Source organism: Pasteurella skyensis, from assembly GCF_013377295.1.
GTDB classification, from domain to species: domain Bacteria; phylum Pseudomonadota; class Gammaproteobacteria; order Enterobacterales; family Pasteurellaceae; genus Phocoenobacter; species Phocoenobacter skyensis.
Window position 1 is genome coordinate 1,843,261 of the sequence record NZ_CP016180.1, and the last position, 24,686, is coordinate 1,867,946.

A 24,686-nucleotide genomic window follows, 5' to 3' on the forward strand; every position below is an offset into this window, starting at 1 on the left:
GACAACCTAAATGTACAAAAAAAAAACGATTTGGCAAGTTTTTTGTATTTAGTTTTATCAGAAATTTGAAATTATTTTGCTGATGAAGTATTGAAAAATAACACTCAATAAACTAATTTAGTGCAAAACTAAAACACCTAACACTTCGACAGGCTCAGTGATCAGTGTTTGGACTGTTCTGTGATTGATATAAATACAAAGCGGGTACATTAACTGAAAAATTTGCAAATTTTCATAATAAAAACCGTTATTCTATTTTATGAAAAAGCATAAAACAGCAAATTATCTTATTTAAAGTTAACATTTACTCGCTTTTTTTGTAAGAAAACGTTATATTGCATACGTTTTTTAAGCTAGATTTTTAATACAGATAATACTATGAACTTACAAGATCTCCATATCATCAACCGTGTCCGTCAACAAGCCTTAGAACACCCTGAACGCAGTGTGCTACGTTTTAAACAAAATGAAACTTGGCAAGATATTTCTTGGGGTGAGTTTCAGCAAAAATTAGATCAACTCTCTTTAGCCTTACTGAGCCAAAATATTGGCATTCAGGATAAAGTGGGGATTTTTGCACAAAATATGCCAAATTGGACAATTGTTGATATTGCCACCTTGCAATTACGTGCAATTACGGTACCTATTTATGCAACAAATACGCCTAAGCAAGCAGAATATATTATCAATAATGCAGATGTAGAAATCTTGTTTGTGGGTGATCAACCTCAACTGGATGCGATTTTAAGTGTTGCGGAAAATTGTACGACATTAACAAAAATTGTGTTAATGAAAGAGGGATTACAATACCAAGCCAATGATTTAATTATAGAATGGAATGATTTTATTGCATTAGGTGAAAATGCCAATAAACAAGACTTTGAACAACGTATTGCAACTAAAAACTTAGACGATCTGTTTACCCTGATTTATACCTCTGGCACCACTGGTGAACCGAAAGGTGTAATGCTGACGCATTCAAATTTGGCTCATCAATTTCAAAGTCACGATCTTGCGTTACTTCCTATTGATCATAATGATGTTTCTTTGGCTTTCTTGCCATTCTCTCACGTTTATGAACGTGCTTGGTCGGCCTATATGCTACATAGAGGAGCCATCATTTGTTATTTAGAAGATACTAATGAAGTACGTTCTGCTTTAGCTGAAACACAGCCAACCTTAATGTGTGCGGTTCCTCGTTTATATGAAAAAATGTACTCAGCAATTTGGGATAAAGTAGATAAAGCACCAAAATACCGTAAAAAATTATTTAATTGGGCAATCAATATCGGAGAAAAAAGTTTACAACGTAAGCACCATTCTAAATGGTTAAAAGTACGTTATAAATTAGCCGATAAACTGGTATTATCTAAACTCAGATCGTTACTGGGTGGGCGAGTTCGTATGTTACCTTGTGGTGGTGCAAAATTAGAACCTTCCATTGCGGAATTTTTTCATTCTATTGGAATTAATATCATTACGGGTTATGGAATGACAGAAACGACTGCCACGATTTCTTGTTGGGAACAAAAAGGGTTTAAAAGTAACTCTATCGGTAAAGTAATGCCAAATGTAGAGATCAAAATTGGTGAGGAAAATGAAATTTTGGTACGAGGTGGTATTGTAATGAAAGGTTATTACAAGAAACCTGAAGAAACAGCAGCAAGTTTTACTGAAGATGGCTTCTTAAAAACAGGTGATGCAGGTGAAATTGATGAATACGGCAATTTATACATTACCGATCGCCTTAAAGAACTAATGAAAACTTCAAATGGTAAATATATTGCACCTCAATATATTGAAGGCAAAATTGGAAAAGATAAATTTATTGAGCAAATAGCCGTAGTTGCTGATGCTAAAAAATATGTATCCGCCTTAGTAGTACCAAGTTTTGAGGCATTAGAAGATTTAGCTGAACAGCTTAATATTAAATACCAAGATCGTTTAGAACTTATTAAAAACTCTGAAATTATTCAATTTTTTGAAACGCGTATTAATGAATTACAAAAAGAGTTAGCCCATTTTGAACAGGTCAAAAAATTCACCTTACTTTCAGAAGAGTTTAGTGCCAAAATGGAAGAAATTACGCCAACCTTAAAATTACGTCGTAAAGTGATTTTAGAGCGTTATAAACACCATATTGAAGAAATGTATAACGAATATTTTTCTCCTAATAAAAAAGAAGAAGCTAAAAATAGCGAAGAAAACTTACCAAAAGAGGATGATAAAAAATAGTGAGCGAACATATTTATGGCATTCATTCTGTTGAATCCTTTTTAAAAAATACCCCAGAGCGTTTAATTGAGGTCTTTGTTTTAAAAGGGCGTGAAGATAAACGCCTACAACCATTATTGCAACAATTAAATAATTACGGTATTTCGATTCAATGGTTAAATCGTAATACCTTAGACAAAAAAGCACAAGGCGAAGTACATCAAGGTATTATCGCTCGAGTCGTGCCAACAAAAGAACTTAATGAACAAGATTTAGCAAATTTATTAGAACAAAAAGCACCACCTTTTTTATTGGTGCTTGATGGTATCACAGACCCTCATAATCTTGGTGCGTGTTTACGAACAGCTGATGCCACTGGCGTTGATGCGGTGATTGTACCAAAAGACAAATCAGCACAGCTGACTTCTGTTGCTCGTAAAGTTGCTTGTGGGGCGGCAGAAACTGTTCCATTAATTCGAGTGACCAACTTGGCTCGTACACTCAGAGAGCTTAAAGAAAAGCATATTTGGGTCGTTGGCACAGCCGGTGAAGCCACTGAAAATCTTTATCAAGCCAAATTAACGGGTGCTGTTGCTTTAGTGATGGGTGCAGAAGGGGAAGGAATGCGCCGTTTAACTCGAGAACATTGCGATCAACTGATCAGCATTCCAATGGCGGGCTCAGTTTCTTCATTAAATGTGTCTGTTGCGACAGGGATTTGTCTTTTTGAAATTGTACGTCAAAATTTAACGTTAAAAAATTAAACTTCTCAAAAGTAAGCGGTAACTTACAGGCAAGAATTTGCAAAAAATTAAGAGTAAGTGACCGCTTAGCTATTATTTTTCATAAATTATCAAAATAATCTAAAAACGATCTTGCTCTTAACTCTTTTTTTGCGTAGAATTGGCGACCTATTTTAATGATTTAAAAATGTTAGTAGCAAGTTAATTAGAAACAGAATGCGAACGCATAATTTAGCGGAGTATATATGTACGCAGTTTTCCAAAGTGGCGGCAAACAACACCGAGTAAGCGAAGGTCAAGTAATTCGTTTAGAAAAACTTGAAGTTGCAACTGGTGAAACAGTTGAGTTTGACAAAGTGTTAATGGTCGTTAATGGTGAAGATATCCAAATTGGTGCACCAGTAGTTGCTGGTAGCAAAGTAGTAGCAGAAGTTGTTTCACACGGTCGTGGCGATAAAATTAAAATCGTTAAGTTCCGTCGTCGTAAACATAGCCGTAAACAACAAGGTCATCGTCAGTGGTTCACAGAAGTGAAAATCACTGGGATTACAGCATAATTTCAGAGGAGATCAAGTAGATGGCAACTAAAAAAGCAGGTGGTTCAACTCGTAACGGTCGTGATTCTGAATCTAAACGCCTTGGTGTTAAACGTTTCGGTGGTGAATCTGTATTAGCGGGAAGTATTATTGTTCGTCAACGTGGTACTAAATTCCACGCTGGAACAAACGTAGGTATGGGACGTGACCATACATTATTTGCAACAGCAGATGGTAAAGTTAAATTTGAAGTGAAAGGTGACAAAAATCGCAAATTTGTGAGCATTGACGCTGAGTAGTTTTCAAAGTAAAGAATAAATGACCCCGCACTTTATGCGGGGTTTTTTTATAGGATTTAAGAAAAGAGAGTATATGAAACAAAGACCCATAATTGGATTTTTATTGGCATTACTTGCTACCTCAATGTGGGGAGCTGTACCTATTGCGGTACAAAAAGTATTAGCTGTAATGACACCTACTACTATAGTTTGGTATCGTTTCTTAGTTGCAGGCTTAGGTTTATTTATTATATTGGGATTGACTAAAAAATTACCCAAATTAACAAGTTTATCTTTTAGGCAATATAAGTGGATTTTATTTGGTATTATTGGGCTTTCCGCCAATTTTTTCTTATTTAGTTCAGCATTACAATATATTTCCCCAACAACCACACAAGTTTTAAGTCAATTATCTCCCTTTATAATGATGATTGTTAGTGTATTACTTTTCCGAGAAAGTTTTGGTTTACACCAAAAAATTGGTTCAATATTATTAATTATTGGATTAATTACTTTTTTTCATCAACAGTTTGAAGAAATATTACAACTTGGCGACTATGCATTAGGCATATTATTTGGTGTGGGTGCATCTTCTATCTGGGTATTATATGCAATCTCACAAAAATTATTGTTAGCACGATTTAGTTCGCAACAAATTTTGTTCATCATTTATATGGGGTGTGCAATTGTCTTCAGTGGTTTTGCCACACCTAACCAATTTAGTGAGTTAAGTGGATTTACATTAGGTTGTTTTATTTTTTGTTGCTTAAATACCTTAATTGGTTATGGTGCTTATGCGGAAGCACTTAATAATTGGGATGCATCAAAAGTCAGTGCAATTACGGTACTCATTCCAATTTTTACAATGTTTTTTTCAAATATAGGTTATTATTCTTTTCCTGACATATTTGCCAATCCTGAAATGAGTTTTTTAAGTTATATCGGTGCATTTATTGTAGTTTCAGGTACAATTATCTCAGTACTTGGACATAAGTTAATCAAAAAGAATAGAATAAAATAATTTTAGGAGTAAAAATGAAATTTATTGATGAAGCTCTAGTAAGAATTGAAGCTGGAGATGGTGGAAATGGTTGTGTCAGTTTCCGCCGTGAAAAATACATCCCAAAAGGTGGTCCTGATGGTGGTGATGGTGGTGATGGTGGTGATGTTTACTTGATTGCAGATGATAATTTAAATACATTAGTTGATTACCGCTTTACTAAACGCTTTGCTGCAGAACGTGGTGAGAATGGACGTAGCTCAAATTGTACGGGGGCAAGAGGTAAAGATATTACATTACGTGTACCTGTTGGAACTCGTGCAATAGATAATGATACTAAAGAAGTGATTGGAGACTTAACCAAACACGGAATGAAATTATTGATTGCCAAAGGTGGTTTTCACGGTTTAGGTAATGCACGTTTTAAATCTTCGGTTAATCGTGCTCCTCGTCAAAAAACTAATGGTACAGAGGGTGAAAAACGAGATTTAATGCTCGAATTGATGTTACTTGCTGATGTTGGAATGTTAGGTTTACCCAATGCGGGCAAATCAACCTTTATTCGTGCCATTTCAGCAGCCAAACCTAAAGTAGCCGATTATCCATTTACAACACTTGTTCCAAGTTTAGGTGTGGCTCGTGTTAGCGGTGATCGTAGTTTTGTGGTTGCAGATATTCCTGGATTGATCGAAGGTGCTGCAGAAGGGTCAGGCTTAGGTATTCGTTTCTTAAAGCACTTAGAACGTTGTCGTATATTACTTCATTTAGTAGATATTGTGCCAATTGATGAAACAAATCCTGCAGATAATATTACCATTATTGAATCAGAACTTTTTCAATATAGTGAAAAAGTTGCAGATAAACCTCAATGGTTAGTGTTTAATAAATGTGATGTTATTGGCGAAGAAGACGCACAGCAAAGAGCGAAAGAGATTATTGAACAAATTGGTTGGGAAGGAGATTATTACATTATCTCTGCAGCAACAGGTCACAATGTATCTACATTAACCAACAGCATTATGGACTTTATTGAAGCTAATCCTCGAGAAGTTGAAGAAGAGGAAAAAGCCAAAGAGGAAGTGGAGTTCAAATGGGAAGAATACCATAACCAAGCCATTCAAAATCCAATTACTGAAGATGATTGGGATGACGATTGGACAGAAGAAGATGATGAAGGTGTAGAAATTATTTATAGACCTTAATATTCAAAATCCCTCTTAATGATTACCTTAAGAGGGATTTTGCAAATTTTAACGCACATCTAACCGCTTAGTTTGATATATCTATCTCTTTTTTATACTTTTCAACACGAGAAACCATTGTAACAGCAAAGATAATTAATGCTGCACCAATCCATAATTCTCCCGGTGGAAGATAGCCAAACACTAACCAACCAGCTAATACATTAAATGGCAGTTTTAAATGATCAAAAGGTTGTACAAAAGAAGCATCGGCAAGATTATAGGATTTCGCAATAGCAAATTGAGCCATTGCAGTTACAGCACCTAATAAAATCAAAATACCCCAAGTTGATAAATCACTCGGCATTAAAATATGAGAATAACCAAATAGGTAATTTACTGGTAGTAATAACACCAATAAATAAGCAACAATAGTAATAGGGTTATCATCTTTTGAGGTATATTTAGTAATAAGTGAAGCAAATGACCAGAATACTGCTGCTGCAATAGGTAAGAACGCATAAATATTAAAATCATCAGACCAAGGTGAAAGAATAATAAAGCCACCTAATAAACCAATTAACGTTGCAATATAGCGGATTTTACTTACATCTTCTTTTAGGAATAAACCAGAACCAATAGTAGTAAAAAGAGGTGAAAGCATTACTAACGCAATAGCTTGCCAAATTGGTACATAAGCCAGTCCATAAGTCCAAAGTTGCACCCCAAAGACAGAAAATGCTACTCGGACAAAATGCAATAGTCGGTGCTTGGAGTTTATGGCTTTTTTACTTCCTCTTATTCCCAGAAAAGGAATAATAAAAATAAAGGCTAACGCATATTGGAAAAACGCGATGGCAGAGGGATCAATAGTTGAGCTTAAATATTGCACACTGGTATTTGTGATAGCAAAAAGAAGACCCGCTAGAACCATAAATAGCCCGCCGAGTAAAGAATTACTGCTTTTCATAATTATTCCTTATATGAAGATATAAATTTTTTATGGTTTTTACCATAACCTAAAAATGTCAGTTTTTAATTTAATCGGTTTATGGGCTAGGGATAGCAGATACTATTCTTCTTCGCTTTTACCCATTGCTTTAAAAACAATTGATACAAAGTTAAGAAAAATAAAAATGCCCTGAAATCCTAAGATCTCAAGGCATTAGAAAGCATACAGAAAAACACTTGAGAGAACTCAAGTGTATTAATTTCTATTTGTTTTTCTTCTTCCATCCAGACTTTAACTGTCGGTATAAGAATTTCACTTATTCCTGCATCCGCTTTCGCTTCCGCTCGTGGACTATCACCACCGATCGGGAATTTCACCCTGCCCTGAAGATTAAATATATGCTAATTTTGGAAGTATTTTGTTAAAAAGTCAATAATTATTCTAGTTATATGGTTTTCAGATAAATTTTATTAGTTTTACTTATATCTACTATTTTGTTTCTTGAGTCCGAATAAAATACTATCAAAGTGGTATTAAGTTCAACAGTTTTGCTAGGCATTGATGTAACTTGTTTAGTTTTCAATAAGAAGTAAGTACAGAACATAAATTAGAAAGCCAGTTACTCCAAATAAAGTAATTTCTATTGGAACATACCCCTTGAAAATATATCCAACTAATGATGCTATTAACGAGCTACCTCCAGCTTTCAAAGCAAAGCGAGGATTGTTGGAGATTACATACCCTGTAACACGCAGCACTGTTGCTCCAGTAGTTATCAATAAGTATATGAAAAATATAAGTAAAATCACTTCCAATTTAAATCACCTCGCCCAGTAATAGTGACAAAAAACCACTACCCAAAGTGAGTTCAATTGAGTATGGAAGTTCAAATAAAAACACCAATAAAGCTGACACTATCATTCCTATCACCACTCTTGCCGTACGAAGAGGATTTTCATATGCAAAACGTTGTAATGCACGAAAAGGAAATGCAACTAGATCAAATAGCGCTCTTGTAACCATCATCATGATGAATATTATTAGTCCGCCCATGTTTAATATTCTTTTAAATTTAATTATTTACAACTTAGCAAGCTTAACACTAACTCTAACAACTCTAATAAAGCAACTTATTATGTCAATCTCTACTTGAGATATTATAGATACCATTAGAAATAATAGCTAAAATTTTCTTATGGTATCCACTCTGTCATTAAGATTTTTTCTTTAAATATTTTCTAAAATATAGCACATAGGACATCAAAAGAAGTAAAACCAAACCACACACAACAGATAGAGGTGTCATTTGCATTGAATGGGCTTGCATTCCTTGTTTTTCTAAACCTACGTGGAAAAAGTCAGCTAAATAATCTGTAATCCAGCCAAATACAAAGCTAAGTGAGATTAAGCAACTTAAATAAACAGCAAGGACTTTTTTACCTAACTCTTTTTTTACAATCGCCAGTGTCGCAATATTGGTTGCAGGACCCGCTAATAAGAACACTAAAATTGCGCCAGGAGAAACGCCTGCAAATAATAATCCAACAGCTAGCGGCGTACTGGATGTAGCACAGATATACATTGGCACACCTATTAGTGCCATAATAAGATAAGCATAAGAACTAGATCCCCAAGTTTCTAAAAATTCGGCTGGAATCCACGTGATAATTCCCGCAGAAATAATGAGTCCTACAAGTAACCAGAGTGCAGTATCATTGATTAAATCGATAAAACTAAACTGAAACCAGCGAGATACTTTGGATAAAAATGACGGTGAAACCGCTGATTGTTTATGTTCAGAAGAGCAACAACTTTTTTGCTGCTCTGCTTCTTGATGACTACAACAATCCGTTGTCTCGACTTTTTTATGACTACAGCAAGGAGACTCACTGTGTTGGTGTGAATCCTGATGCTCCTCCGCTACCCTTTTTTCTGTTTCAGACTCTTTCTTTTCTACAAACATAACCATCAAACCTGTTAAGATAGCTGTAGTTACCGTAGCAATAGGACGTATAACCGTCATCAAAGGTCCCAATAGAGCATAAGTAATTGCAATAGAGTCTAACCCTGTCTCTGGGCTTGCAATTAAAAAAGAAGTAGTTGAAGCTTTAGATGCTCCTGCTCGGCGTATACCAAGTGCAACAGGAATAACACTACAAGAACATAATGGTAGCGGTGCTCCAATTAACGCTCCTTTCACTACTGATCCCGTCGTTTTTTTACCTAAATGTTTATGTAAAAAATCAGAGGGAACCATTACTTTAATTAATCCTGAAAGTAAAAAACCCATCAATAACCACGGAGCAGATTCAAAAACTAACATAAAGAAATTTTGTATAAAATGTGTAAGAGTATTCATTCTCTTCCCCTTATTTGGATTGATGAATAGTGGCATAAATACATTCATTTGCATGACTTAGCATATTGTCTAACAACTCTGCAATATGACGATCAGCAAGTGAATAATAAACATATTTTGCATCTCGTCGCTTTTGAACAAGATGAGATTGATATAAAGTTTTCAAGCGTGCGGAAATGCTACCCACTTTTGCGTTTTCTAACTCAGCAAGTTCATTAACACAACGTTCTCCCTGTCTTAAATGGAGTAATAAATTAAGACGAGCAGGATCGCCTAAAGCATTAAACATCATTGCCGCTCGTTCGAGCGTGAGTGAGTCAGGCTGTTTTGTAATGTTACTTTTAGTCATATACTACCTAATTTTAAGCTAAATTATTCTATCAATCTAATGAATCATAGAATGACAGATTATAAAAGTCAAACTGTTTTTCAATCATTGTATAAATAAAATTTGCAAATTTTGGTCAATATCGTACCGCTCCATCATAAATAAAGCATAAAAAAACTCGTTAATTCTTTATTTCAAAGATCTAACGAGTTTTTATCTGTTCGTTGTTTTATCGTTATAACAGTAGGCTGGAATGAGAAAAATTAATAATTCAAATCCTCTTTATACAATTCATAATCCTCTTTTAACACCTCCACCAATTCAACAAAGTCATCAGGCAACGGAGCATGCCACTCCATTATTTCTTTTGTGATTGGGTGCTCTAGCCGAAGCATAGTAGCGTGAAGTGCTTGTCGATGAAAATTACGTAGCACATTCAAAAATTTTTCACTTGCCCCTTTAGGTGGACGTGGACGACCTCCATATACTTGATCACCCAGTAATGGATGAGCAATATGTGCCATATGCACACGAATTTGGTGAGTACGACCAGTTTCTAAACGTAAACGTAAACGTGTATGATTGCGGAATTTTTGCATAATCCGATAATGAGTAACAGCAGGTTTTCCCATTGGATGGACTGCCATTGCAATGCGTTTGGTTGGATGACGTGCCATTGGTTCGTCTACTTTTCCCCCTTGAGTCATTACTCCACTGGCAATTGCCTCATATTCACGTGTAATTCGACGTTTCTGTAATGCTGCGACTAAATGTGTTTGTGCAGGAATGGTTTTCGCAACCACCATTAACCCTGTTGTATCTTTATCTAAACGATGTACAATACCTGCACGAGGCACTTCAATAATGGCAGGATAATGATGTAATAACGCATTTAGAACTGTCCCATCTGGGTTACCTGCACCTGGGTGAACAACAAAACCTTTAGGTTTATTGATAACTAAAATATCATCATCTTCATAAACAATATCCAGTGCAATATTTTGTGCTTCAAAGCGTACTTCATCTTCGAGTTCCGCAAGAATTTCTATTTCCTCACCACCCAACACTTTTTCACGTGCTTTATTGACAACTTTACCGTTTACTTTCACACGATCATTATCAATCCACACTTTCAAACGAGAGCGTGAATAATCAGGAAAGCTTTGAGCAAGTGCTTGATCTAAGCGAGAACCGATAAGTTCTGCTGAAATTTCTGTTTTTAAGGTAATTTCTTGAGCCATTTAAGTATTAATTTCCAATTTATGGTTTTCTTATTCAGTGATGTTCTATAAAATAGGCTAATGAACTTAGCCAATAATAGCAAGTCTAATCGACATTATACATTAAAACTTTAGGTAAAATTTATTATGCATCAATTAAAATCATTTGTTTCTGTTATCTTAGCAGCCATTCTACTGACTGCTTGTTCTAGTTCCAAAAAGGATATTGAAACCCTTCCTTATCAAAATCTTTATAACAAAGCACAAACTTATGTGCAAGAAGAGGATTATAGCTCTGCCATTCGTTATTTAGAAGCCATCGATGGTCGTTTCAAACACAGCTCTCAAAGTGAGCAGATACAATTAAATTTAATGTACTCTTATTATAAAACAAGCGAATACTATAAGGTGATCGCTGTTGCAGAACGTTTTGTACGTAATAATCCACAAAGTGTAAATATGGATTATGTATATTATCTTGTTGGTTTATCGAATGTACGCTTAGGAGATAATTTTATTCAAGATTTCTTCAAAGTAAATCGAGCCTCTCGTGCAGTAAAAAATATTCGTAATGCCTATGGCAACTTTAAAGTTATTTCAGATAACTTCCCTCAAAGTAAATATGTAGCAAAATCAAGACAGTGGATGCTATATTTAAAAAATCGCTTAGCAGAACATGAATTTGAAATTGTAAAATATTATGACCAAAGAGATGCTTACGTTGCAATCGTTAATAGAGTTGAAGAAATGATTCGCTATTATCCAAATTGCAAAGCAACGTCAGAAGCGTTACCTTATTTACAAAAAGCCTTTGAAAAAATGGGAATTCACGATTCAGCTCAAAAAACCGCAGACTTGATCAGAGCAACCCAGCAACAAAAATTTGATAATGTTAAAAAACCAGAATATGGTGAGCAATTTTAAGCGGTAAGATCATTACATTTTTTTACAAAAATTTTTCCCCTTCTCCCCTTCCCTTTTATATAGGGAAGGGATTTATTTTTTAGGAATAAATAGAATAATGCGAATTTTAGGAATTGAAACGTCTTGTGATGAAACGGGCATCGCAATTTATGATGAACACAACGGCTTAATTGCTAATCAACTTTATAGCCAAATTGAGATGCACGCAGATTATGGTGGTGTTGTACCTGAGCTTGCTTCTCGAGATCATATTCGTAAAACACTTCCCTTAATTCAAGCCGCTCTTAATGAAGCACATCTGACGGCAAAAGATATTGATGGTATTGCTTATACCGCAGGGCCAGGATTAGTGGGTGCATTGCTAGTAGGTTCAACTATTGCTCGTTCTCTCGCTTATGCATGGAATATCCCTGCTCTAGGTGTACACCATATGGAAGGGCATTTACTTGCACCAATGCTAGAAGAAACTCCTCCTGAATTTCCATTTATTGCGCTCTTGGTCTCTGGTGGACATACTCAACTGATCAAGGTTGAGAATGTGGGAAGTTATGAGTTACTTGGAGAATCTATTGATGATGCTGCGGGTGAAGCCTTTGACAAAACAGGAAAATTATTAGGGTTAGACTACCCTGCTGGTGTGGCATTATCCAAATTAGCTGAACAAGGTAATCCTGAACGCTTTAAATTTCCTCGCCCAATGACCGACAGACCAGGATTAGATTTTAGTTTTTCAGGCTTAAAAACAGCTACGGCTAATGAAATCAATAAACAAATAGCTCAACAAGACACATTAGATAAACAAACTCGTTGTGATATTGCTTATGCGTTTCAAGATGCTGTTGTCGATACTTTAATGATAAAGTGTCGTCGAGCATTAAAACAAACTGGTTATAAACGTTTGGTGGTTGCTGGTGGAGTGAGTGCAAATAAGCAACTTCGTCATAACCTTGCAGAATTGATGAAAAAACAAAGAGGTGACGTTTTTTATCCTCGTCCTGCTTTTTGTACCGATAATGGAGCAATGATTGCTTATGCGGGATTTTTACGTCTTAAAAATGGAGAACAAAGCGATTTAAGCATTACGGTTAAACCACGCTGGGCAATGATGGAATTAAATAAAATATAAAGCATTTCCTTTATCTCAAAGAAATACATAAAAACAAAAAACCGCTTAACTCTTGCTAAGCGGTTTTATTTAATCGTTAAAGATTATGATTTTACTCTGCAACAACCACGATAGTGACTTGTGAAGCAACTTCTGCGTGAAGTTGAACTTTAACAGTGTATTCGCCTAAAGCACGAAGAGGACCTGCGCCTAAACGCACTTCACTTTTCGCTAATTCAACACCTGCTTTAGATACTGCATCTGCAATATCACGAGCACCGATTGAACCGAATAAACGACCATCTTCACCAGCGTTAGATGCAATTGTAATTGCTTCTAATGCATTCATTTGATCTGCTCGAGCTTGTGCTGCTGCTAATACTGCAGCTGCTTTAGCTTCTAATTCTGCACGACGAGCTTCAAAATATTCAATGTTTGCTTTGGTTGCCATAACTGCTTTACCTTGAGGGATTAAGTAGTTACGAGCAAAACCTGATTTAACATTTACTTGATCGCCCACGCCACCGAGGTGAGCAATTTTGTCTAATAAAATAACTTGCATTTACTGATTCCTCTTCTTACTGATGATTGTCAGTGTATGGTAACAACGCAAGGTAACGTGCGCGTTTGATTGCACGTGCTAGTTGACGTTGATACTTCGCACGAGTACCAGTGATGCGGCTTGGTACAATTTTGCCGCTTTCTGAAATGTAGTTCTTTAATGTAGCGATATCTTTGTAATCGATTTCAACAACATTTTCCGCTGTAAAACGGCAGAACTTACGACGACGGAAATAACGTGCCATTTTGGCTTCTCCTAATCTATAAATTCAATTTGCTCGGTATGTAAAACTAACTGGTTTAAACCGTTATAGTCTTTGTGAGTATGGACAAAACCTTTAATTCTCACTTTACAACCGACCGTAATATGTTTTGTTTGTGTACTAAATTGTTCGCCAGCTAATACCACCTTTATTTTACACCACACTTGGCGTTGTAAATTAACTTCTGTTCGATTAGAACGATGTTCTAAATAAAAACTGTAAGTCGGAATTTTTGCTGGACTTAAGTTTTGTTTCACTGCTGTAGCAACATTGCCAGTGAGCACTAAACAATTCTCAATAAACAACTTACTCGCCTGCACCTTCTTCTGCTTTAGCATCAGGAGCCTTACGCTCATCTTTCGCTTTAGCCATTGGAGATACTTCTGTTACGGCGTGCTTAGTACGAATGACAACGTTACGAAGAACGGCATCATTAAAACGGAAGTTTGTTTCTAGCTCGTCGATTACTGTTTGAGGCGCTTCTACATTCATTAACACGTAGTGTGCTTTGTGTAGTTTATTAATCGGGTACGCTAATTGACGACGACCCCAATCTTCTAAGCGATGAACTTGACCATTTGCTTCTTTAATAGAAGTAGTATAACGTTCGATCATACCTGGTACTTGTTCGCTTTGGTCCGGATGAACCATAAAAACGATTTCGTAGTGACGCATATTGATCCTTACGGGTTAATCAGCCTTCGAGATAGCCCAGTCACAACGCTTTCGAAAGCAAGGATAAAAAAATAAAAGTGTGACTGAAGGCGATATTATACGGATTATTTCTTTTTTCACAAGTAAAAAATTTGCAAATTTAACTCACTAACTGACCGCTTGTTTGTTTTGATTTTGGGTATCTCACTGGGAAAATATAACTTATCAATACCATTAAAAAGACCAGTAAAATCAATATATCACCAAATAAAACCGCCAAAGATATACGGCTTTGCGTTTCATTTGGTTCAATAAGATTAATCTTTAATGTACCCTTTGCCGTTGAAGAAACACTACTCACAACCCCTGAAATAGTACCTTTGGCAGATTGTGCTTTTTGAATATTTTCAAAAACACTGTTGTAAAAATTATGTGGTACGATTTTATCTAAAATATCCACCTTTTGAATAATCACACCACCACGATTTTTATGTAAATTTTCAATATTATCCACTCTTTGTTTATTAGAAATATTCGACTCAGCCCAGTTTCTTACTCTTGAAATTAAACGTGCCGCACTCTCTTTCATTATTAAAAATCGCTCACTCTGTAGCTGTTTTTTAAATTCTGCAACAGGCAACTTTTTATCTTTATATTGTTGATAGAGCCCTGCAAAAAAGAGATTTTGTGGAGTGGCGTAAATTTCAGTTAATTCTCGGTATAACCTATCACAAGAAATAGATACTGACTCTTGGCACGCTTTATCAAGTAATGACACAAACTCATTTGCATTTAAAATTTTCACCACTAGTGGTGAACCTGTGTAATTTAAAAGTATCGCCCGATCTTCTTCTCTATTCTTTTTCTGCTTTTCTATATCATTAACGGCAGCTTCTCTACTTGCCAAATAAATACTACGTAAAAAATGACGTCGCTGATCTGTTTTGAAAAAATATTCTTTTGCTAAGGTATTCAACACTTCAGATTCTTTTGGTAATTGTAAGCGCTCATTTGCAAGTAAACGAATAACATCATCATTTACTCTATCTCTACCATACTCACCGACTTTTTCTAACTCCACATCTAAGTTATCCACATCTTTAAATTGAATAATGTTTCCCATTTGAACTGGCTCTTTTAATAATTCTTCAGGTTGAGTAATTGTTTTATGATTAAACTTAAGAAAATGATGATCGACATAAGCGATATTTTCAGATAACGAAGAGGTGTGAACATTTAAAGCGATGGCAAAAATGATCGCAATCACACTATATAAAACCAAACGAACTTTGGGACGTGGTGTATGATCTTGATAGATTTCATCAATAGAAACCTTATCTGCTAATGTCACAGCAGTGTAGCGTTTCTTTTGCTCATTAAATATAACTTCTGCCTCTACGGTTTCACCAAATATTTCAGATAGTTCATCAGACTCATCATCCTTTTTGGCTGCTAATTTTTCTTTAATAATAGTAATGGGATAATTTATTCCTACAAAAAAGCCAAAAATAAAAATACCTGCATTTGCAAGACTTCGAGCAGGTAATGAAATAAATTTCCCACGTATTCTTTTTACTTCTCGTACTGATGATAGTTTAATTTTTTGCTGCATTACTTTAAAAAGCATTAATAGTGTTGCAATGCCACTTAACGACATAAAAAGAGCAAACCATAATGGAGCTTCCATAAAAGTCGCCACAAAACAAAAGATCAATGCTAATAGAAAGTAGCTTGCTCCCCAACCATAAAAGACTTCGCTATGTCTATAACGATATTCTGTTTTGCTTTCATTACGACTACCTTGTATTTTGGCTTCAGGATGAGAATCCCACAAGGTCATATTGGGTTCTAAAAAGCTTTCCTCATTAACAGAAATTGCCATTGCACTTAGTGAAAAACCGATCTTAGTTACAACAAATTCGATAGTATTTTCATCTTCTAAAAGCTCTTCCAAAGGATAAGGAAAAGCAATAGTTAAATCATCTGCTTTTAAGGTTATATAGGGAACACCTCGAATTTTTAATACACTGAACGCTACTTTTGCATTATCAAGCTGATAAACGTTATCGGAAACTAAGGATAACTTGTTGATATTCAAATGAGGGGCAAGGTATTTTTTCTCTTGATCACTGAGCGTACGGATAGGATTACTCAGATTTTTTAATCTGTTACGACTTTTTAAATTTTCCAAGAAATAATACAAAATCACCGAAAGGGCAATAAAGCAGATAACTATGGCAATAACAGCTTGGATTTCATACATTTTTATTTATCCTTTTTTCTCTTACTTTTATTGTGAGTACCTTCATATCTTGGTTTCTGGTTTAGAATCCCATAAGGTCATATTAGGTTTTAATAAACAATGACCATTAACAGTAATGACAATGGCATAAAGTACAAATCCCAAACGAGCCACTATATATTCAAAAGTATTTCCCTCTTTTAAGATAATATCCTCTATAGAAGCAGGAAACATAACATTTAATCCATTAATTGTTCTTGCTTTTACTTCTGAGGAACTAAATATAGTCAAAATCACTTCATCTTCATTAAGCTGATAAACCTTATCTGAAACTAGGAATAAACTATAACCTTTTAACTGTGGTGTAATATGTTTCTTCTCTTGTTCATTAAGAGTACGAACAGGGTTACTAAGACTTTTTAATTTGTTTTTATATTTTATATTTTATATTTTATATTTTATATTTTATAAAATAACTTAATAACATCGCAATTAAAATACCACAAACTATTATTGCAATCATATCTTGAATTCCAAACATATTTACTCCTTCGCTCATTTTAAGCGGTAACATTGTAATCAAAATTTGCAAATTTATTCCACTAAGTGACCGCTTAAACTAACCTCATCTTTAAATATAACTATATCAGAATTAAAAAATTACCACAAAAATGTATTTCAAATTAATTTACCATTTTTAAAATCTAAAATTTTGCAAAAAATTTAGTATATCTGACCGCTTGTCGAGTATAATCTAGTAATCAAATACATTAGGACAAATATGAATTTTAATCGCCAACATTATTTAGAAAATATCCAAAAACTATTTAAACTATCCACCCCTATTTTTATCGCCCAGCTTTCAATGTCTGGAATGGGATTGTCTGATATTATTATGGCAGGATTAGTGAGTGATAATGATGTTTCCGCACTGGCGGTGAGTAACTCCATCTACTTCCCTCTTTTTCTTTTTGTGATTGGCGTAATTTATGCAATCACACCTATTGTTTCATATCTGAACGGCTCAGGACAACGTGAACTCATCGCACATCAAGTTCGTCAAGGTCATTGGATTGTGTTTACATTAAGTATCCCTCTAATCATAATTTTTACCAATAGCCATTGGATTTTAGATTTTATGGAAGCACCTGCTGAATTTTCACTTAAATCCCAGCAATATTTAACTATAATGGCGATGGGAATTATTCCTGCATTGTTGATGGTAAATTTACGTTGTTTAAATGATGGGTTATCCACCACCAAACCAGCAATGTTTATTACGTTCATTGGACTACTACTAAATATTGTTCTAAATTATATTTTTATTTTTGGTAAATTTGGTTTACCTGAATTAGGTGCCGTAGGTTGTGGTGTCGCAACGGCAATTATAAACTGGTCAATGTTTTTAATGCTACTATCTTATTGTAAAACGACAACAACTCAAAAAGATATTGAGCTTTTCAATCCTGTATTTGAACGCCCCAAAAAAGAAACTTTGTGTAAAATTACTCGGTTAGGCTTACCTATTGGTTTTGCAACATTTATCGAAGTAATGCTTTTCTCAATCTCAGCTCTTTTACTTTCTCCACTAGGCTCTCAAGTTGTTGCAAGCCATCAGGTTGCTATGCAAACAAGTTCATTTCTATTTATGATTCCCCTTTCTTTGGGAATTGGCATAAGCATTATGATTGGTCAAGCATTAGGACAAAAAAACGTTAAAGAAGCAAAATATTTAAGTTATTATGCCATCGGTACAGTGCTATTTTTTGCGATTATTACAGCGATTGTTCTTATCTTGTTTAGACATTTTATTCCACATATTTTTACACAAAATGAAGTGTCCATTACGATAGCATCATCATTATTAATTTTTGTAGCGATTTTTCAATTACCTGATGCAGTACAAGCAGTATGTAATGGTATTTTAAGAGGCTATAAATACACTAAACCTATTACTTTTATAACAATGTTTTGTTACTGGGGGATAGGCATACCCTTTGGGTATATTCTCTCTCGTACAGATTGGATTGTTGAACCAATGGCAGCAAAAGGCTTTTGGTTTATATTTTGTATTTCTCTTGTAGTGGTTGCTATATTGCTTTTTTATCAAGTATATAAAATTCACCAAATCCCTGAAAATGAATTGATTGAAAGACTAGAAAAAATTAAATAATGACATAATTTCAAGTACCGTATTAATAAAAAACATTATTAAGTGGCTACATTTGGTAAATTTTTATCAGAACCCTACCGCTATAAAAAAGAGCAAACTTAAGTTGCTCTTTTTTTGACTACAGCTTATTTTTAAGCGGTCTTTTTCTTACGACTTTTTGCAATTTTCTTTGTTTTTTTCTTCTTCGTTTTTACCGTTGAAGTTTCTTTGAAAACAGCTTTTTTAGTTTTACTTTTTGGTTTCTTCTTGGTCGGCTTTTTAGCTTTGCCATCCCCCAATGAACGACCTTTTGAATCAAGTAGGACAAAATCAATTTTTTTATCATCCAAATTTACACCAGCGACCTTGATTTTCACTTGATCCCCTAAACGATAAATAATTCCGCTTCCGCCAACTAGACGCTGACGATCAGCATCATAACGGTAATAATCATTATCTAAGGTGGAAATATGTACTAAACCATCGATCATCAATTCGGTAATTTTTACGAATAACCCAAAACCAGTTACGCTAGTAATCACGCCTTCAAACTCTTCACCGATGTGATCCTGCATATATTCGCATTTCAGCCAATCCGCCACTTCACGGGTTGCATCATCAGCACGACGTTCCGTTGCTGAACATTTTTCGCCGAATTGATCGATATCATCAATTTTATAATGATAACCGCCACCGTCAGTATAATAACGTTTATTACCTTTCTCTTTTTCCACCAAATATTTAATCGCACGGTGTAATAATAAGTCAGGGTAACGACGAATTGGCGAAGTAAAGTGAGCGTATTCCGTTAAGGCTAATCCAAAATGCCCCACGTTATCCGCAGAATAAACCGCTTGTTTTAAAGAACGTAACAGCATTGTTTGAATTAACTCAGCATCAGGACGTTTACGCACTTTTTCCAATAATTTGGCATAATGTTTTGGTGTTGGCTTTAAACCCCCATCTAATAATAACCCGTGTTCTTTTAAGAAAGTTCTAAAACTTGTCAGTTTTTCTTCACTTGGCAACGCGTGAACACGGTATAACGACGGTTCATTGGCTTTTTCGATAAATTTTGCCGACGCAACATTGGCTAAAATCATACACTCTTCGATAATTTTATGGGCGTCATTGCGAATTAACGGTTCAATACGTTCAATACGCCCTTCTGGGTTAAAAATAAATTGACTTTCTATGGTATCAAACTCTATTGCACCACGATTTTGACGTGCTTTTGTTAGCACTTTGAACATATTATTTAATTCTTCTAAATGTGGCACTAGCGGTGCGTAGCGTTCACGTAAGTCTTCGTCGCCTTGTAGCATTTTCCATACTTTGGTATAGGTTAAACGTGCGTGAGAATTCATTACGGCTTCATAAAACTCATAACCCGTTAATTTCCCTTTTTCTGATACCGTCATTTCCGCCACTAAACAGAGACGATCTACCTGTGGATTTAATGAACAAAGTCCATTTGAAAGCACTTCTGGCAACATTGGCACAACACGATTTGGGAAGTAAACCGAGTTACCACGCTGAATTGCCTCTAAATCAAGAGCAGTTTTAGGACGAACATAATAACTTACGTCGGCAATCGCCACCCACAAACGCCAGCCGCTGCCTTCTTTTTGACAGAATACCGCATCATCAAAATCTCTGGCACTTTCGCCATCAATAGTAACCAGTGGTAATTCTCGCAAATCAACACGCCCTAATTTTGCTTCTTCTGGCACGTCTTCTTTGAGTTTTTCGACCTGTTTTTCAACTTCTTTTGACCATTCATAAGGAATATCGTGATTTCGCAAGGCGATCTCAATTTCCATTCCCGGTGCTAGGTTTTCGCCTAAAATTTCAGTAATCACACCGATTGGGCGTTTAAAACTGGCAGTGCGTTCTTTTAATTCCACCACCACAATCTGCCCCATTCTCGCCCCTAAGCGGTGTTCATCTGGGATTAAAATATCTTGGGTAATACGGCTATCATCAGGTACGACAAAGCCCACACCTGATTCTAGGAAAAAGCGTCCTACAAGCTGTTTCTTACGTGCTTCAATCACTCGCACAATACGAATTTCTTTACGCCCACGACGATCTCTGCCATTCGGTTGAGCTAATACATAATCACCGTGCAGCACTCGGCTCATTTGTCCATTTGGAATAAACCAGTCATCGTCTTCGCCTTCTACGTTTAAAAAACCGTAGCCATCTCGATGTCCAACTACCGTACCTTTGAGTAAATCCATTTTTTCAGGTAACGCATAACGCTTACGTTTGGTAAAAATCAGTTGCCCTGAATTTTCCATTGCTCGTAAGCGACGACGCACACCTTCCGTTCGTTCTTCATCATCGATATTAAAAGCATTAAGCAATTCTTCACGGCTCATTGGAGCATCGTATTGACGAATGGTGTCTAAAATAAATTCTCGGCTGGGTACGGGATTATCGTATTTTTCAGATTCTTGTTGATAATTTGGGTCTTGCATAGGTGTTCCTTTTAGTAATAGTAAACATATTTTGTTTACAAATAACTTAAAATAAATAATAAAAATTTACTATACATAGGAATTTTAAGTTACTCATAGCAACATATGAATAATTGAAATATTATTGATTATTGTAGATATAAAATGATACAGCGATGATCAAAAATATGATTGATCTGCCTATTTAAAATTGGAAGTGTTATCTTGCTGTTTACCACTATCTGCATAAACTTCTGGTTACTATATACCAAATTGTAATAATAATAAAAGATTATTTACAAATTTTCACAATAATGTTACCGCTTAAAATTTATTTACTTTGTGCTATTTCTACTCAAACAGTTTATTTTTTTGTGAACAACCTCACAATTCCAACTTTTTCATTACATTTTTTTTACAAAAGAATCTACAATAACCACCGTTTATTTAGTCCTTAATTTTTAATGGAGTAGCTTATGGCTCTTTTCTTTAGTATTTTTCCGATCGTATTGTTAATTTATCTTATGGTAAAACGCAATGCTCTACCTTCATATGTGGCACTTCCTTGGATTGCTGCTGTTGTGTTGATAATTCAACTTATTTTCTTTGAAACAGATATTACAACAATTAGTGCAAATATTGTTTCAGCACTTATTTCTGTTCAAACACCAATTACCGTTATTTTTGGAGCAATCTTATTTAACCGTTTCTCTGAAAAATCAGGTGTAACCAATACATTACGTAAATGGCTAGGTAATATTAGCCCAAATCCAGTTGCTCAACTTATGATTATCGGTTGGGCATTTGCCTTTATGATTGAAGGAGCAAGTGGATTTGGTACACCTGCAGCGATTGCAGCACCTATCTTAGTAGGTTTAGGTTTCCCTCCATTACGTGTAGCAATGCTTGCATTAGTGATGAACTCTGTACCTGTATCATTTGGTGCAGTAGGTACACCAACTTGGTTTGGTTTTGGCCCAATGAATTTAAGTGATACTCAAATCTTAGAAATTGGTTCAATGACGTCTATTGTTCACGCAATCGCAGCGATGGTTATCCCAATTATGGCATTGCGTATGATTGTTAGCTGGCAAGAAATCCGTAAAAATATTGCATTTGTCTATATCAGTATTTTTGCTTGTGTCGTCCCTTACTTCTTAATTGCTCAAGTAAACTATGAGTTCCCATCATTAGTCGGTGGTGCAATTGGTTTATTAGTTTCTGTATTCGTGGCACACAAAGGGTTCGGACTTGAAAAAGTAGAAGATAATTTAGATGATAAAGCGGTAACCAGAGCAGAAGTAATGAAAGCGTTACTACCAACTGGAATGTTGATTTTCATCTTAATTATTACTCGTATCAAACAGTTACCATTCAAAGGAATGCTAACAAGCTCTACGGAATGGTTTAGTGTACAATTAGGCTCATTAGGTCACTTTGAAGTTAGCCAAAGTTTAATTCTTAGCTTAAAAAATATCTTTGGATCTTCAATTAGTGCAGGTTACAAAGCACTTTATGTTCCATCATTTATTCCATTTATTATTACTGTATTACTAGTTGCACCACTGTTTGCAATGTCTTTCAGCAAAACTAAAACAGTGTTTGTTGATAGCTTCAAACAAACTCGCAACCCATTCTTAGCCCTAGTGGGTGCATTAATTATGGTTAAATTAATGCTTGTTGGTGGCGATGGTTCAATGGTAAAAATTATCGGTAAAAGCTTTGCTGCGGCAACGGGTGAATACTGGACATTATTCGCATCATATTTAGGTGCTGTGGGTGCATTCTTCTCAGGCTCTAATACCGTATCTAACTTAACTTTCGGTAGCGTACAATTATCAACTGCTGAAATTACTGGATTATCTGCAACCTTAGTGCTTGCATTACAATCAGTTGGTGGTGCAATGGGTAATATGGTTTGTATTAACAACATCATCGCTGTAAGTTCAGTATTGAATATTGATAAACAAGAAGGTGTGATTATCAAGAAAACCATCGTTCCAATGGTTGTTTATGGTATTATCGCCGCATTATGTGCTTCGTTTGTTATTCCGCTGTTCTTTAACGTATAAATAGCTCTTTAACATATAAACAAGCGGTTAGATTTACATAAAAATTTACAAATTTTATTTACTAAAACAAAAGGTTTGCTTACAAATTGTAAGCAACCTTCATTTATAAGAGAGAAAATATTATGAGCTTTCAAATGAATCCAGATTATCCAAGTATCGAACACCTTCGTGTTAAATCAAAAAAACGTATGCCAAAATTTGCCTACGAATATTTAACAGAAGGTTGTAACGAAGATCTAAATGTATATAAAAATACCAAAGAAATTCGTGATATCGAGTTAATGCCAACTTACTTAACTGATTTAAAAGAAGTATCTTTGAAAAAAGAGCTTTTTGGTCAAACTTATGATGTGCCATTTGGTATTACTGCTGTTGGTTTACAATCTTTAATGTGGCCAAACACAGCACAAATTCTTGCGAAAACTTCTGTTGATTTTAATATTCCATTTATGCTTTCAACAGTAACCACAATGTCTATTGAAGAATGTGCTGAAATTACAAATGGTAACTTCTGGTTCCAACTTTATTATCCAAAAAACAAAGAATATCGTGAAGATATTTTAAAACGTGCTTGGGATAACGGCTGTCGTGTACTTTGCTTATTATCAGATGTACCAACATTCGGCTATCGTCCAAAAGACATTTACAATGGTTTCGGTATGCCACCAAAAATGATGCTACGTAATATCATTAATGCGGCATTACACCCAACTTGGGCGTTAGAATCATTAAGAGTAAATGGCATTGAAAATCGTGGAATGCCAAGTTTCAAAACTCTCGAAAAATATATGCCAAGTGGTATGGATTTAGGCCAATTAGGTATTTTTATGGACGATTTCTTTGATGGTAAATTAACGGTTGAACGTATTAAAGATATCCAAAAAATCTGGCCAGGTAAAATCGTGATTAAAGGTGTTGCAAGTATTGAAGATGTACAAACCTGTGTAGATTTAGGCTTAGACGGTGTAATCGTGTCTAATCACGGTGGTCGCCAACTAGATGCAGGTCCAAGTTCAATCTCAACCTTAGGTCCTATCGTTGAGAAATTCAAAGGTAAAATTACCATTATGATGGACGGCGGTATGCGTAATGGCCCAGATATGGCTCGTGTTCTTGCAAGTGGTGCAGATTTCTGTTTCTTAGGTCGTCCATTTATGTATGGAACAGGTGCATTAGGTACAAAAGGTGGTGATCAAGCGGCTTGGATCTTAAAACGTGAATTCCAACAAGTAATGGAACAGCTAAACTGTGAAAAAGTAGAAGATTTACCAAATTTCTTATTGAAATAATCACTTACCTACATAAAATAATGGTCAAGATAATCTATTTTGGCCATTATTTTTTATCCTCAATACTAACTTAAATTGAAGCGGTCACATTCCACACTTTTTTTGCAAAATATACTAATAACAAATCACTTAGATACTATTACTAAATAAC

At 35.2% G+C, this 24,686-nt stretch carries 22 protein-coding genes, 1 pseudogene and 1 riboswitch; of the genes and pseudogenes, 11 read left to right on the forward strand and 12 right to left on the reverse strand.

The window, feature by feature from the left end; translation table 11 throughout:
- Positions 1–378 precede the first annotated feature (378 nt).
- The 6 genes from A6B44_RS08805 (at position 379) to cgtA (ending at position 5,973) form a co-directional block, all read left to right on the forward strand.
- Positions 379–2,235: an AMP-dependent synthetase/ligase gene (locus A6B44_RS08805; protein WP_090922047.1), complete on the forward strand. Its 1,857-nt coding sequence runs from the start codon at positions 379–381 to the stop codon at positions 2,233–2,235.
- Positions 2,235–2,978 carry a 23S rRNA (guanosine(2251)-2'-O)-methyltransferase RlmB gene (gene rlmB, locus A6B44_RS08810; RefSeq protein WP_090922049.1) on the forward strand — a complete coding sequence of 248 codons (744 nt, stop codon included), beginning with the start codon at positions 2,235–2,237 and terminating at the stop codon, positions 2,976–2,978. The genes A6B44_RS08805 and rlmB overlap by 1 nt, the downstream gene beginning before the upstream one ends.
- Before the next feature lie 224 nt (positions 2,979–3,202).
- Entirely contained in the window at positions 3,203–3,514 is a 312-nt protein-coding gene (gene rplU, locus A6B44_RS08815; RefSeq protein WP_090922050.1) for a 50S ribosomal protein L21, read from the forward strand.
- A 20-nt stretch (positions 3,515–3,534) separates the two neighbouring features.
- On the forward strand, positions 3,535–3,792 hold the full coding sequence (gene rpmA, locus A6B44_RS08820) for a 50S ribosomal protein L27 (RefSeq protein ID WP_090922052.1): 258 nt from the start codon (positions 3,535–3,537) through the stop codon (positions 3,790–3,792).
- Between the two features lie 73 nt (positions 3,793–3,865).
- Entirely contained in the window at positions 3,866–4,792 is a 927-nt protein-coding gene (locus A6B44_RS08825; RefSeq protein WP_090922054.1) for a DMT family transporter, read from the forward strand.
- 14 nt (positions 4,793–4,806) lie between these two features.
- Positions 4,807–5,973, forward strand: coding sequence for an Obg family GTPase CgtA (cgtA, locus tag A6B44_RS08830; protein WP_090922056.1), 1,167 nt, complete (start codon positions 4,807–4,809; stop codon positions 5,971–5,973).
- A 67-nt stretch (positions 5,974–6,040) separates the two neighbouring features.
- On the opposite strand, the gene A6B44_RS08835 is transcribed toward cgtA, so the two are convergent.
- The 5 genes from A6B44_RS08835 to rluD form a co-directional block, all read right to left on the reverse strand.
- Positions 6,041–6,922: a DMT family transporter gene (locus A6B44_RS08835; protein ID WP_218061367.1), complete on the reverse strand. Its 882-nt coding sequence runs from the start codon at positions 6,920–6,922 to the stop codon at positions 6,041–6,043.
- A gap of 250 nt (positions 6,923–7,172) precedes the next feature.
- Positions 7,173–7,299: riboswitch (FMN riboswitch) on the reverse strand.
- Between the two features lie 421 nt (positions 7,300–7,720).
- Positions 7,721–7,933: a hypothetical protein gene (locus tag A6B44_RS08840; protein WP_090922060.1), complete on the reverse strand. Its 213-nt coding sequence runs from the start codon at positions 7,931–7,933 to the stop codon at positions 7,721–7,723.
- A 184-nt stretch (positions 7,934–8,117) separates the two neighbouring features.
- Positions 8,118–9,263: an SO_0444 family Cu/Zn efflux transporter gene (locus A6B44_RS08845; protein ID WP_090922062.1), complete on the reverse strand. Its 1,146-nt coding sequence runs from the start codon at positions 9,261–9,263 to the stop codon at positions 8,118–8,120.
- A gap of 10 nt (positions 9,264–9,273) precedes the next feature.
- Positions 9,274–9,612, reverse strand: coding sequence for an ArsR/SmtB family transcription factor (locus tag A6B44_RS08850; protein WP_218061368.1), 339 nt, complete (start codon positions 9,610–9,612; stop codon positions 9,274–9,276).
- Positions 9,613–9,854: 242 nt separating this feature from the next.
- Positions 9,855–10,832, reverse strand: coding sequence for a 23S rRNA pseudouridine(1911/1915/1917) synthase RluD (rluD, locus tag A6B44_RS08855; protein ID WP_090922064.1), 978 nt, complete (start codon positions 10,830–10,832; stop codon positions 9,855–9,857).
- 126 nt (positions 10,833–10,958) lie between these two features.
- Between rluD and A6B44_RS08860 the strand changes: the two genes are divergently transcribed.
- Together A6B44_RS08860 and tsaD are read left to right on the forward strand one after the other, a co-directional pair.
- The gene (locus A6B44_RS08860) at positions 10,959–11,735 is read left to right on the forward strand and encodes an outer membrane protein assembly factor BamD (protein ID WP_090922066.1); all 777 of its coding nucleotides are present in this window, start codon (positions 10,959–10,961) and stop codon (positions 11,733–11,735) included.
- Positions 11,736–11,832: 97 nt separating this feature from the next.
- Positions 11,833–12,861, forward strand: a complete 1,029-nt coding sequence (tsaD, locus tag A6B44_RS08865; protein WP_090922068.1) for a tRNA (adenosine(37)-N6)-threonylcarbamoyltransferase complex transferase subunit TsaD — start codon at positions 11,833–11,835, stop codon at positions 12,859–12,861.
- 91 nt (positions 12,862–12,952) lie between these two features.
- On the opposite strand, the gene rplI is transcribed toward tsaD, so the two are convergent.
- From rplI to A6B44_RS08895, 6 genes and pseudogenes are all read right to left on the reverse strand, one after another.
- Entirely contained in the window at positions 12,953–13,402 is a 450-nt protein-coding gene (rplI, locus tag A6B44_RS08870) for a 50S ribosomal protein L9 (RefSeq protein ID WP_090922070.1), read from the reverse strand.
- A 16-nt stretch (positions 13,403–13,418) separates the two neighbouring features.
- Positions 13,419–13,646, reverse strand: coding sequence for a 30S ribosomal protein S18 (gene rpsR, locus A6B44_RS08875; RefSeq protein WP_005598105.1), 228 nt, complete (start codon positions 13,644–13,646; stop codon positions 13,419–13,421).
- Positions 13,621–14,002: pseudogene (gene priB / locus A6B44_RS08880) on the reverse strand (primosomal replication protein N). The gene rpsR and the pseudogene priB overlap by 26 nt, the downstream one beginning before the upstream one ends.
- The gene (gene rpsF, locus A6B44_RS08885; RefSeq protein WP_090922074.1) at positions 13,971–14,339 is read right to left on the reverse strand and encodes a 30S ribosomal protein S6; all 369 of its coding nucleotides are present in this window, start codon (positions 14,337–14,339) and stop codon (positions 13,971–13,973) included. The pseudogene priB and the gene rpsF overlap by 32 nt, the downstream one beginning before the upstream one ends.
- 139 nt (positions 14,340–14,478) lie before the next feature.
- Entirely contained in the window at positions 14,479–16,581 is a 2,103-nt protein-coding gene (locus tag A6B44_RS08890) for a hypothetical protein (RefSeq protein ID WP_090922076.1), read from the reverse strand.
- Between the two features lie 42 nt (positions 16,582–16,623).
- Positions 16,624–16,857 (reverse strand): hypothetical protein, encoded by a 234-nt coding sequence (locus tag A6B44_RS08895; RefSeq protein WP_143054818.1) that lies wholly within the window; start codon positions 16,855–16,857, stop codon positions 16,624–16,626.
- 484 nt (positions 16,858–17,341) lie between these two features.
- On the opposite strand from A6B44_RS08895, the gene A6B44_RS08900 reads away from it, so the two are divergent.
- Positions 17,342–18,733, forward strand: a complete 1,392-nt coding sequence (locus tag A6B44_RS08900) for an MATE family efflux transporter (RefSeq protein ID WP_090922078.1) — start codon at positions 17,342–17,344, stop codon at positions 18,731–18,733.
- A 131-nt stretch (positions 18,734–18,864) separates the two neighbouring features.
- Here the strand turns inward: A6B44_RS08900 and rnr are convergent, their stop codons facing one another.
- A complete protein-coding gene (rnr, locus tag A6B44_RS08905; protein ID WP_090922080.1) occupies positions 18,865–21,195 on the reverse strand; it encodes a ribonuclease R in 2,331 nt (776 codons plus the stop codon).
- A 455-nt stretch (positions 21,196–21,650) separates the two neighbouring features.
- Here rnr and A6B44_RS08910 point away from each other — a divergent pair, with 455 nt between their 5' ends.
- The gene (locus A6B44_RS08910; protein ID WP_090922082.1) at positions 21,651–23,246 is read left to right on the forward strand and encodes an L-lactate permease; all 1,596 of its coding nucleotides are present in this window, start codon (positions 21,651–21,653) and stop codon (positions 23,244–23,246) included.
- 122 nt (positions 23,247–23,368) lie between these two features.
- Positions 23,369–24,535, forward strand: a complete 1,167-nt coding sequence (locus A6B44_RS08915) for an alpha-hydroxy acid oxidase (RefSeq protein WP_090922084.1) — start codon at positions 23,369–23,371, stop codon at positions 24,533–24,535.
- Positions 24,536–24,686 lie beyond the last annotated feature (151 nt).